This is a genomic window from Rothia sp. HMSC061C12 (assembly GCF_001815755.1).
GTDB classification, from domain to species: Bacteria; Actinomycetota; Actinomycetes; order Actinomycetales; family Micrococcaceae; genus Rothia; species Rothia mucilaginosa.
The window spans coordinates 153,585-165,609 of record NZ_KV821875.1 but is presented as its reverse complement, the minus strand read 5'-3'; the positions used below and the strand labels follow the sequence as shown (position 1 = coordinate 165,609).

General features: G+C 57.0%; 8 protein-coding genes and 1 tRNA gene. 2 read left to right on the top strand and 7 right to left on the bottom strand.

Annotation, left to right across the window (positions count from 1 at the left end; all coding sequences use genetic code 11):
* Window positions 1–27: 27 nt before the first annotated feature.
* A complete protein-coding gene (locus HMPREF3055_RS07715) occupies window positions 28–897 on the bottom strand; it encodes a hypothetical protein (protein ID WP_070690513.1) in 870 nt (289 codons plus the stop codon).
* A gap of 615 nt (window positions 898–1,512) precedes the next feature.
* Window positions 1,513–4,245, bottom strand: coding sequence for a pyruvate dehydrogenase (acetyl-transferring), homodimeric type (gene aceE / locus HMPREF3055_RS07710; protein WP_070690516.1), 2,733 nt, complete (start codon window positions 4,243–4,245; stop codon window positions 1,513–1,515).
* 479 nt (window positions 4,246–4,724) lie between these two features.
* Here aceE and HMPREF3055_RS07705 point away from each other — a divergent pair.
* Window positions 4,725–4,797 (top strand) — tRNA-Val (locus tag HMPREF3055_RS07705).
* A gap of 217 nt (window positions 4,798–5,014) precedes the next feature.
* Complete coding sequence (gene gndA / locus HMPREF3055_RS07700) at window positions 5,015–6,487, top strand: NADP-dependent phosphogluconate dehydrogenase (protein ID WP_005505596.1); 1,473 nt, start codon at window positions 5,015–5,017, stop codon at window positions 6,485–6,487.
* A gap of 226 nt (window positions 6,488–6,713) precedes the next feature.
* On the opposite strand, the gene epsC is transcribed toward gndA, so the two are convergent.
* From epsC to HMPREF3055_RS07675, 5 genes are all read right to left on the bottom strand, one after another.
* Complete coding sequence (gene epsC, locus HMPREF3055_RS07695) at window positions 6,714–7,298, bottom strand: serine O-acetyltransferase EpsC (protein WP_005505599.1); 585 nt, start codon at window positions 7,296–7,298, stop codon at window positions 6,714–6,716.
* A gap of 298 nt (window positions 7,299–7,596) precedes the next feature.
* Window positions 7,597–8,532: a cysteine synthase A gene (gene cysK, locus HMPREF3055_RS07690; protein WP_005505601.1), complete on the bottom strand. Its 936-nt coding sequence runs from the start codon at window positions 8,530–8,532 to the stop codon at window positions 7,597–7,599.
* A gap of 402 nt (window positions 8,533–8,934) precedes the next feature.
* Window positions 8,935–9,711: a DUF6318 family protein gene (locus tag HMPREF3055_RS07685; RefSeq protein ID WP_012903318.1), complete on the bottom strand. Its 777-nt coding sequence runs from the start codon at window positions 9,709–9,711 to the stop codon at window positions 8,935–8,937.
* Between the two features lie 117 nt (window positions 9,712–9,828).
* The gene (locus HMPREF3055_RS07680; protein WP_070688460.1) at window positions 9,829–10,809 is read right to left on the bottom strand and encodes a DUF6318 family protein; all 981 of its coding nucleotides are present in this window, start codon (window positions 10,807–10,809) and stop codon (window positions 9,829–9,831) included.
* Between the two features lie 107 nt (window positions 10,810–10,916).
* Window positions 10,917–11,759: a DUF6318 family protein gene (locus HMPREF3055_RS07675; protein ID WP_049360362.1), complete on the bottom strand. Its 843-nt coding sequence runs from the start codon at window positions 11,757–11,759 to the stop codon at window positions 10,917–10,919.
* Window positions 11,760–12,025 lie beyond the last annotated feature (266 nt).

Sequence of the window (12,025 nt, the reverse complement as noted above, 5' to 3'; positions counted from 1 at the left end):
ATGATTTATCAACCGGGGGCATTATATTTATTGGTTTTTGAGAACCCACTCTTTATATCGGAGATAAACTTCTGATAGCTGCTTTCGCTGTTCTTCTAGTTTTGTTTCATTATCTCGAATGAGCGGTTTTTGATATGAGGCTACGAGGTTGGCAAGACCTTGAGCCATTCCTGTATCTTTACTGCATTGTGCTTCAATGACACTGATTCGAATTTCTTCTTCTGAGGCCGGGGCATTATTATCACCACTAGCGCGGGTTGCATCTGATAGCTCTTGTGTTTCCCATTCTTCATCGCCCTTTCGTGGCGTTAGACCTTTATCCGATAGGCATTTCCACCATGCTTCACGGTATTTTTTCCATTCGGGATGATTCATGGCAGCTGCATAGGATTCACCGTGGATTCGACGATAGGCTTCTGTGAGGCCACTTTGCTCTTCGAGGCTGATGCCGGCAATCTCTTTCAACGTGGCTAAGATTTCAGGCATGCACTGTTCCATGATTTTTGTGTCATATCCCCCGTATGATGGTGCATTCCCGGATCGCTTGTAGTTTCCATATTTGGCGGAGTATTCGGGGTTCCAGAGGCCAAACTCGCGACTGGACGAAAAGAATTTCCTATCTTCTATATCCGGGATATATATTTCGTAGGATTGGCCGTGTTTTGCGAAACAGCGTTGCCTGAGAATTTCCAAGGCTTGAGTGTAATACTGGGAATTTTCATCTAAATGGTCATTGTATTCTTCGAGTGGAGTAATGATTCGGTTGTTTTTATAGTCTAGAGTTGCTTGGGCTGTTTCATCACGTTCTAGTTGCGGGCCTGTAGAACAGGATGTGCATGCTAGCGTGAATGCAAATGTTAAAGCCATTGCGGGCTGAAAGAATTTCTTGAGGTTCATAATTCTCCCTCCTTAATTGGATAAAGAATATGCGGCCGTAAAGAAAGCGGGGCTGCATTTTGCTGATTGTTGCAAAGCATATGCCTCGGTGAATATGGGTGTCGAGAGAATCTGGAATCTATGTGAATCCCAGAGCGATAAGCAGAATCTCGGGGGGAGTGCTTGCTAGCTTGGGAGTGCACCCATAGCGAAAGGCTAAGACGCTATGGCAGACCACGCACAAGGGTGTTTCTGCAGCGTCGTTACTGCTGGGAGAGTATTCTAGAGCTTCATCATGAACCCCTATGAGTTATGGAGGGTAAATACTCGTAGATGAGTGAGTCGTGCCCCCCCCCGCTGGTCGGGCACCCTGAATATCCACCAATACTATGGCGAATATCATAGTTGAAGGGTGGTTAAAGCCTACCACCGGCTAGACGCACCAGGCAATCAAAACTCCGGTCACGTCTGATTTATTACATGAGAAACGCATAGTCAACGAGAATATCAACAGGAAAAAGCCCGGGCGCCCTGCACCTCGTCACAGTTAAAACACGAATGCCCCCGGTTGATGATTCATCAACCGGGGGCATCGTTTAGCTTCTAACGCAGAACCGGGGTTCTACAGCTAAATGCTTAGTGCTGCTCCAGCTCGGAGTTAGCGTTCACGTTGAGCAGGTCGTACTTAGCGAATGCCTTCGCGGGAACGTCTGCTGCAACCTCGCCGCGCTTTGCCAGCATCTGCAGGGTACGGACAACAACCGACTCTGCATCGATGTGGAAGAAGCGACGTGCACCCGGGCGGGTGTCTGCGAAGCCGAAGCCGTCAGCACCCAGGGTTGCGAAGTCGTTCGGAACGAACTGGCGGATCTGGTCGGGAACATCCGAAGCGAAGTCGGTGGTCGCGACGATCGGGCCAGCAGCGCCAGCCAGCTTCTGGGTCACGTAAGGAACGCGAGCGGGCTGGTTCGGGTTCAGCAGAGCCTCTTCCTCAGCGGCAATGCCGTCGCGGCGCAGCTCGGTCCACGAGGTGACAGACCAGAGGTCTGCGGAGACGCCCCAGTCCTCAGCCAGCAGCTGCTGAGCCTTCTCAGCCCACGGAACAGCAACGCCGGATGCCAGCAGCTGTGCCTTGGGGCCGGAGGTCAGCGGGGACTCGCTGATCTTGTGGATACCCTTGATGATGCCCTCAACGTCAACGTTTGCCGGCTCAGCAGGCTGGTGAATCGGCTCGTTGTACACGGTCAGGTAGTACATGACGTTGTGGTCTTCGTCCTTGGTACCGTACATCTGCTCGATACCGCGCTCCACGATGTGAGCGATCTCGTAGCCGTAAGCCGGGTCGTAGATCTTGAACGCCGGGTTGGTGGACGCCAGAATCGGGGAATGACCGTCGTTGTGCTGCAGACCCTCACCGGACAGGGTGGTACGACCTGCGGTTGCACCGATGACGAAGCCGCGGCACAGCTGGTCGGCAGCAGCCCAGAAGCCGTCGCCGGTGCGCTGGAAGCCGAACATCGAGTAGAAGATGTAAATCGGGATCATCGGCTCGCCGTGGGTGTCGTAGGAGGAGCCCAGTGCGATGAACGCAGCGGTTGCGCCTGCCTCGTTAATACCCACGTGAACAATCTGGCCCTCGGGGGACTCGGTGTAGGTGAGCATGAGCTGGTGGTCAACGGGCACGTAGTTCTGACCGTTGGGGTTGTACAGCTTAGCCGAGGGGAAGAAGGAGTCCATACCGAAGGTACGTGCCTCATCGGGGGTGATGGGAGCGATACGGTGACCGAAGCCCTTCACGCGCATGAGGTCCTTCATCAGGCGGACGAACGCCATGGTGGTAGCAGCGGTCTGCTTGCCGGAGCCCTTCTTGGTCTGTGCGTAGACCTTGGACTCGGGCAGGATAATCTCAGGCTGGGTGTTTGCACGGCCGGGGATGTAACCGCCGAGTTCCTTGCGGCGTGCCTGCATGTACTGCAGTGCCGGGTGGTTTGCCTCGGGCAGGTAGTACGGCGGGTTGTACAGATCCTTCTCCAGCTCCTCGTCGGAGATGGGGATGTTCAGGTGGTCACGGAAGCCCTTCAGTGCTTCCATGGTGAACTTCTTGATCTGGTGGGTGGAGTTACGTGCCTCGAAGTAGGGGCCGAGCTCCGCACCCTTAATGGACTGTGCCAGGATGACGGTGGGCTTGCCCTTGGTCTCCATAGCTTCCTTGTAGGCTGCGTAGAGCTTCTTGTCGTCGTGGCCACCCAGGCGCAGGTTGAAAATCTGCTCGTCGGTCAGGTCTGCAACGAGTTCCTTGGTTTCGGGGTACTTGCCGAAGAAGTGCTCGCGGATGTAGCCACCGTCTTCGCCACGGAAGGTCTGGTAGTCACCGTCGAGGGTCTCGTTCATCAGCTGGATGAGCTTGCCGCTCTTGTCCTTCTGGAGCAGTGCGTCGTAGTCGGAGCCCCACAGGACCTTGATGACGTGCCAGCCTGCGCCGCGGAAGAATGCCTCGAGCTCCTGAACAATCTTGCCGTTACCGCGAACGGGGCCGTCCAGACGCTGCAGGTTGCAGTTGACGACGAAGGTCAGGTTGTCCAGGTGCTCGTTTGCAGCCAGCTGCAGTGCACCACGCGACTCGGGCTCGTCCATCTCGCCGTCGCCCAGGAATGCCCAGACGTGCTGCTCGGAGGTGTCCTTGATCTTGTGGTTGTGCAGGTACTTGTTGAAGGATGCCTGGTGGATTGCGTTCAGGGGGCCCAGACCCATGGAAACGGTCGGGAACTGCCAGAACTCGGGCATGCAGCGGGGGTGCGGGTACGAAGGAATACCGTCTGCGCCCTTGGTCTTCTCCTGACGGAAGCCGTCCATCTGGTCTTCGCTCAGGACGCCCTCAACGAATGCGCGGGAGTAGACACCGGGGGAGGAGTGACCCTGGAAGAAGACCTGGTCACCGCCACCGGGGTGGTTACGGCCGCGGAAGAAGTGGTTCTGGCCCATTTCGTAGAGGTCAGCCACACCTGCGAAGGTGGAGATGTGACCGCCAACGCCGATGCCCTTCTTCTGGGCACGCTGAACCATAATTGCTGCGTTCCAACGAATCCATGCGCGGTACTGGCGCTCGAGTTCCTCATCACCGGGGTACTCGGGCTGCTGGTCGACGGGGATGGTGTTGATGTAGTCGGTCTTGACCAGAGTCGGGACCTTAACGCCCTTCTCGCCAGCCTCCTTGAGCAGCGCGCGAAGGATGTACTCTGCACGCTCGGTGCCGTGAGTCTTGATAAGGTCCTCGAGGGACTCAGCCCATTCCTGGGTCTCTTCTACGTCGATGTCCTTCAGGCCATCAAGAAGGGTGCTCAGGGAGTGCTCGTTCGGTACGTTAGCCAAACTAATCCAACCTCTCTTCTGTGCGGTTGTGAGATCGCCCGCCCGCGATGTTGCGTTGTCGAACAATCTTTGTGTTTAAGCGCCATAGATCCGTGGGGTCTACTTCGCTACTTATCTCTACTATCTTAGACCTAAATGTGGGCTTCTTGGCATCAAACGAAGGTTTTTGTGATGTGGGTTTCGCGGCTTAGCTCTCTAAGCGAAAAATATGCGCATCAAAAGTACTAGTTAGGGTCTTTTTGCACCTATATAGCGCGGAATGGTGGGGCGGGCGGAATGGCGCGGAATAAAAGGGTATGGTTTACCTAAAAGGTCAAGAATCGCCATGGCTTGATGTGGTTTGCTGTGGGGTGGGTTGCGAAAAGGAAAAAAATACTGAGACATAGAACACATGTTTTCGATTTGCATGCCACACCAGAAGCCCGTATAGTTTTCTCTTGTGTTCGCCACTGAAACGAAAACGAATCAGTGAGAACTACGGGTCTTTAGCTCAGCTGGTAGAGCGCCACGTTTACACCGTGGATGTCATCGGTTCGATCCCGGTAGGACCCACTGATTACCCCGGTACCGCAAGGTGCCGGGGTTTTTGTTTACCCTCGTACCGGCTCCCAGAATGTTTCGCTCAGGGTTTAGAAACGCTTCGCTCAAAGGTTTAGAAACGACTTACTCAAGGGTTCAGAAGAAAATCCGGCCAGAAGTGCCAGTCCCCGGGGCATAAAACTGCAGTCCACCTATATATAGCCTGCCCTCAGCGCGTATCCTTATATACATGACTGAAAACAAGAAGGCACAGATTGGTGTCACCGGCCTTGCTGTCATGGGCGCAAACCTCGCCCGCAACCTGGCACGTAACGGCTACACCGTGGCACTGCACAACCGTTCCGTAGAGAAGACCGACGCACTGCTGGCTGAGCACGGCGCAGACGGCGACTTCATCCGTACCGAGTCCCTGCAGGAACTCGTCGACTCCCTCGAGTCTCCCCGCCGCATCCTGATTATGGTCAAGGCGGGCGCACCCGTCGACGCAGTGATCGAGCAGCTCACCCCCATGCTCGACGAGGGTGACATCATCATCGACGGCGGTAACTCCCACTTCCCCGACACCATCCGTCGCGAGCACGCCCTGGCTGAAAAGGGCCTGCACTTCGTAGGCGTTGGCGTTTCCGGCGGCGAAGAGGGCGCTCTCTGGGGCCCCTCCATGATGCCCGGCGGCTCCGCAGAGTCCTACAAGCACCTGGGCCCGCTGCTCGAAAAGATCGCAGCGAAGGCACCCCAGGACGGGGCACCCTGTTGCGCATGGATTTCCACCGACGGTGCGGGCCACTTCGTGAAGATGGTCCACAACGGTATCGAGTACGCCGATATGCAGGTTATCGGCGAAGCTTACGACATTCTGCGCTCCATTGCAGGCATTGAGCCGGCACAGCAGGCAGAAATCTTCAAGACCTGGAACGAAGGCGACCTGAGCTCCTACCTAATCGAAATCACCGCAGAGGTGCTCGCACAGGTAGACGCAAAGACCGGCAAGCCCCTGGTCGACGTTATCGTTGACGCAGCTGGCCAGAAGGGTACCGGCCTGTGGACCGCTAAGGCTGGCCTGGACCTCGGTTCCCCCGTCTCCGCTATCGCTGAGTCCGTGTTCGCACGCGCCCTCTCCTCCTCTGAGCGTGAGCAGCGCGAGCAGGCACAGCGCGAACTGCCCGCAGGCCTGATTGCAACCACCGGCATCGGTGCAGGCGACCCCGAGTTCGTTGAGGATGTGCGCCGTGCACTCTTCGCATCCAAGCTCGTTGCGTACGCACAGGGCATGGACCTGCTCACCCGCGCAGGCAAGGAATATGGTTGGGACCTGAAGCTGGACACCATCGCATCGCTGTGGCGTGCAGGCTGCATCATCCGCGCCGAGCTGCTGGGCGACATCATGGCTGCCTACGCAGGCGAAGCACCCGCAAACATGCTGCTGGCACCCGCATTCAAGAACCTCATGGAGGAGCTCGTTCCTTCCTGGCGTCGCGTGGTGGCTAAGGCAACCGCACTGGGCATCCCCGTGCCGGTGTTCGCTTCCGCACTGTCCTACTACGACGGCCTGCGCCGCGACCGCCTGCCCGCATCCCTGATTCAGGGTCAGCGTGACTTCTTCGGTGCACACACCTACGGTCGTATTGACGAAGAGGGCGCCTTCCACACCATGTGGAGCGGTGACCGTTCCGAGGTGAACGCAGCGGACATTCACGTTCACTAAGCTCCCGTAGCTGAATACGTCAAAGCCCGCCTTCGGCTGGATGAGAATCCGGTCGAAGGCGGGCTTTCGTTATGTCTTGATGGGGCGCCCCCGAGATGCATCAGGGTATCTCAGGGGAGTCTCAGGGGCATCTTGAGGGGCATAGCGGGGGAGAAGGCCAGCAGAGCCTAGAGCCTAGTGAGGAGCCGTCAGGTGCGCCTCTACCGCCTCAAAACGCTAACAAGCACTAAATCCACATGGCGGGGTCAATGTACTCCACAGCGTCCACCAGCGGCTTCTTCTTCTCCGGGGTACGCGGGCGGTGCTTCGCCGGAATACCGGTAATAATCGAATCGGCGGGGTGATCGTTGACGACCACAGCGTTCGCACCAATAGCGCTATCGGCACCAATCTCCACCGGGCCCAGCACCTTCGCACCGGCACCAATGGTCACACGGTCACCAATAGTGGGGTGACGCTTCACCTTCTCCAGGGAACGACCGCCCAGGGTCACGCCGTGGTACAGCATCACGTCGTCACCAACCTCAGCGGTCTCACCAATCACAATGCCCATGCCGTGATCAATGAAGAAACGGCGGCCAATGGTCGCACCGGGGTGAATCTCCACACCGGTCAGAAAACGAGCAAACTGCGAGAGAGTACGAGCCAGAGCCTTCGTCTCATCCTTCTGCCAGAGCTTATGGGTCAGACGGTGAACCCAAATCGCGTGCATACCCGAATAGTTCAGCGCAATCTCGACAGCGCCGCGCGCAGCAGGATCGTGCTGGCGGACGTTCTCAATATCTTCACGCAGACGCGCAATAAAACTCATGGGTTCCCTTTCCCTCATCGGTCGCGCTCTGTGTATGCGACCTTTCCAAAGGTACCAACAACGGTGCTCATTCACCTATTCCCGAACTCTGTCGTCGTCATAGTGAGTGCTCTCTTTAACATCTCGGTCACAATTGCGTGCGGAACGTAATATTCGGGCTCGGGCGGGTCTCAGCGGGGGAGCATCGCGAGAAAACGCAAACGCTCCGCCCCGGCATGCAACCGGGACGGAGCGTCGAACACTGCGTACTGTTCTAGATGGCGGCCTCACGGGGAGGGGTGCCGAAGACCGGGGCCTATTAGCCGCGGATATCCTCGTACAGAGCGGTAGAGATGTAACGCTCACCGAAGTCGGGAACGATAGCCACAATCAGCTTGTCCTTGTTCTCAGACTTCTTAGCCTCCTCCAGAGCAGCCCACACAGCCGCACCGGAAGAAATACCGCCCAGAATACCTTCCTGGGTAGCCAGCAGGCGGGAGGTGCGCATAGCGTCCTCAGCGCTGACCGGAGTCACCGAATCGTAGATGCCGCGGTCCAGGGTGTCGGGAACGAAGTTAGCGCCCAGGCCCTGAATCTTGTGGGGACCAACGCGACCCTCGGAGAGCAGCGGGGAGTCCTTCGGCTCAACCGCAACAACCTTAACGTTCGGGTTCTGCTCCTTCAGGTACTTACCGGTACCGGAGATGGTGCCGCCGGTGCCAATACCCGCCACGAAAATGTCGACCTTACCGTCGGTTGCTTCCCAAATCTCGGGGCCGGTGGTGTTGTAGTGAATGGTGGGGTTCGCCTCGTTGGAGAACTGGGACGCCAGGATAGCGTTCTCGGTGGTCGCAACGATTTCCTTAGCCTTCTCCACAGCGCCGCGCATACCCTCGGTACCCGGGGTCAACACAATCTGAGCACCGTAAGCGCGCAGCAGCACGCGACGCTCAGCAGACATGGTCTCCGGCATGGTCAGGATGACGCGGTAACCGCGAGCAGCACCCACCATAGCCAGCGCAATACCGGTGTTACCGGAAGTGCCCTCAACAATGGTGCCGCCGGGCTTCAGCGCACCCGACTTCTCAGCAGCGTCAATGATGGCGCGACCGATACGGTCCTTAACCGAACCAGCGGGGTTGTAGAACTCAAGCTTGACCGCTACGTTACCGGGAAGACCCTCGTCCAGTCGGTTCAGCTTAACCAGGGGGGTCTGGCCGGTTGCTTCAACAATGCTGTTGAGAATCTTTGCCATGGGGTGCTCCTTCATGAGCTTGGGGGGAGGCCAGCCGCGATGGGGTCTCCGCAATGAATAATCGGTTACGTGGCAACTCTACTACTCACCGGCGGCAGGTTTAAACCTGCGGTCACAGTTCGTAATAATGCCAGAGAAAAACCTCAAGGAACGAGGTTCAGAAAGAGGGTACAGAAAAGCGCCGCACAAACCCTTTCTCGACAAAGGATGATGAATGTGCGGCGCTCTCTAGAAACATTATGTAGCCCAAAAGACAACCTCTGTATATAAGAGTAGTGGTGAACTCCGTTCACCGCAAGCTGGAGCCACAAATTTTATTGCCATCAATGGAAAAAACAGTAGAAAACCGCATCCTGAGACGGCACAACGCTAAAAGCGGGGGAGAAAACCAGCCTCAGAGGACTAGTTGATGTCCATGTGAAGATCCCACTTGTTGTTCAGGTAGCGGCCAACAGCCTCACCGAACATCTTCACGTGACGCTTATCAGCCGCCACGGTCTGCTCCTTGCCGTCCTTGAACAGCTTCTCACCCAGGTCCACGTTCAACGTCACGGTCCAGTTGTACGCGCCCTGAGCCAGAACCGGCTGCTTAGTACCAATAGTCAGGGTAGCGGTCGGGTTCACGTACCAGGTCTTCTTCTCATCAATACCGGCCTTGGTGGAGTCCGCGTACTTCTTCATCGCCGCCAGGGTCTCCTGGTCGGTGCTGACCTCGTTCATGTAGTGCATATCGCCGGTACGCAGCAGGTACTCAAACGCCGCACCGAAGTACGCCAGAGCCGCCGCGAAGCCAGCCACCGAATTCTGGTGCATAGCCTCCGGAACAATCGGGGACGGCACGTTCTGCGGCGGGTGCTCAGCATTACCCGGCTGGTACTCGCCGTGATCCTCCATCTTCTCCAGCTTCGCTACGCCACTGTAATCCTTATTGTCGTTAGGCAGCGGAGAGTTCGTTGCAGTAGCCGAAGCCGAAGCAGAAGCGGAAGGGGAAGCAGACGCCGATGCAGAAGCAGAGGGCGAAGCGGTAGCAGACTCAGAAGCAGCAGCAGAAGCGCTCTCAGAGCCAGAAGCGGAAGCAGACGCCTCAGAAGTAGCCTTAGAGCCACAAGCCGCCAGCAAAGCCATGGAGCTGACGCCCAGTACGCCCAGCGCCGCGCGGCGGGTCAGGTTCTCGGACATAGTGATACCTTTCAGTCAGTCGGTGATTGCAACCAGTTTAGCCGCAAACCCAACAGGATACAGAGTTGAGTGGACGAAGCGTGAGAAGCGCCTCGCAGATAAAAGCGTTATGACGAACTATGACGCCGCGGAAGTGGCGGACGCCTCAGTGGAAGCTTCAGCAGAAGCGGCGGCAGAAGCAGAAGCCGAACCGGATGCCGCGCCAGACGCCGCAGCACTCGCGGTGGATGCGCCTCCCTGGGCGGTACCTCCCTGAACAGTGGCACCGTACGCCACGCTCAGCTCCCACATCTTAGAATCAGCGTGGTAGCGGCCGCGGAAATCGCACTCCTGAACCGTCACCTGAGAAGCAGGACCCGCCGCAGTAGCAGAAGCAGAAGCCGAAGCAGTGGGGGACGCCGCATCAGACACCAGCGCATCCTCGGACGGCTCAGTAGGCTCAGCAGAAGCGCTCGCCGAGGCGACCACCGGCTGGATCTTACCCTCAGCCACCGCCTCCGTACCGAAGTCCAGAGTGTACCGGCCCTTAAACAGCAGGTTGCCATCACTCATAATGGACGGCTGCGCACTCGAAAGCGCATAGGAAGCCGACGGATTCACATACCAGGAACCCTTCTCCACACCCGCAAGAATAGAAGCCGACAGAGCATCCACCTCAGAGCGAGTCTTCGACGACAGCTGAATGCCGGTCGAGAACGCATCCGTGCTACCGGTCTTCACCAGATAATCCATAGCTGCCGCAAAATAAGCAATCGCCTCATGGAAACCCGTCACCGTATTTGCCGACAGAGCATCAGTCACCTTCGGCTTCGGAGCATTACGCGGCGGATGATCCACCGTACCCTGCTCATAATTCACCGCACCCTCATAGTGGGTGTACTCCACCAGACCCGAATAGTTCTTACCATCATCGCTGTACCCGTTCGGGTTAGCGCTCGACTTCGAACCGTTCAGGCTACCACCCTGAGAACCCGACTGCTGGCTAGAGCCGCCCGAACCGCACGCGCTCAACAGTGCCGCAGAACCCGCAACAGCGGATGCGCCCAAGCCCAAACGCAGCAGAGAACGGCGAGAGAAAGACTGAGAAAAAGAAGACATAAGAGAAAAAACCTTGAATCCAGGAAAGCTCGTTACTACCAGAGTAAAACAGATCATGCCCTAACCCGAGTGCGAGTTAGGGCATGATGCCTCATCCATCTGAGGGCTTAAAGGTTGTCACCATTAGAATTGCCGCCATTACCGGAGTTACCGGAATTGCCAGCATTACCGCCGTTAGCGGCACCACCATTAGCGCCACCATTCTTAGGCTGAGCCGACGCCTGAGCCTCGTACTCATCCTGAATAGTCAAAGTCCAGTCATTATCGTGGCGCACACCGGTAATCACCAAGCCGCGCTCAGTACGGCGCACCTTCTCAGACATCTCCGCGGGAGCACCGTCAATCACCACGGTCGGACCCAAATCAATCACCAGATCAAAGGTCCACTGCACGCTCTTCTTCACCAGCGCAGGAACCGCAGTGAATGCAGACATGGTCACCTTCGGCGACACAAACCAATCACGATTCTGCGAGCTCTCATTCGACTCATCCATAAACGACGAGAACGAAGCAACGAACTTCTCATCAGCCTTCGACTCACGCAGCGGAGCCGCATCACCGGTCAGCACCAGGTAGTTAATCGCCGCATACACGAACGCAATCGAATCGTATAGACCCTGCACCGAGTTCTCCGAAGCGCTCGCCGGACGCTTGGGGAACGGCACGTTCTGCGCGGGAGCAGACTCGGTCGCCGGAATGAAATCACCCTTCTTCTCGTAGTTATCGAAGGTGACCTCGCCGCTAAAATCAGTACGCGAAGAAGCCGAAGGGGAAATCTGAGGGGTATCCGCATCAGCGTTTTCACTAGTGGAAGAAGAACCACCGCACGCAACCAGTAGGGCGCTCAAAGACACGCCCGCAACGCCCGCACCCGCGTAACGCAGAGCAGTACGGCGGCTGATGCCGGTAGTGGAACTGGGAAGCCCGGAGGTCATGGGGAAAAGCGCCACGGAGTACCTTTCGAGTGAGAATCTCAGGTGAGAGACGAGTGAGAGAACGCCTCGACGAGTGGATATCACACGCGGACATCCCTCTAGAGACAGTCCTAAGTATAACGCGCCCCCGCCTTCACACCCGTGCGTACCAGCGCTCAAATGAGCGTGATATGCCGCCCATCAGCGAACTTACCGTAGCCAGTGAACTCAGTGGAACCAGCGGGAGCATCGCACCAGATGAGGGTAGCGAAGGAGGGGATGCGTTCATCGTCTGTTAGAGG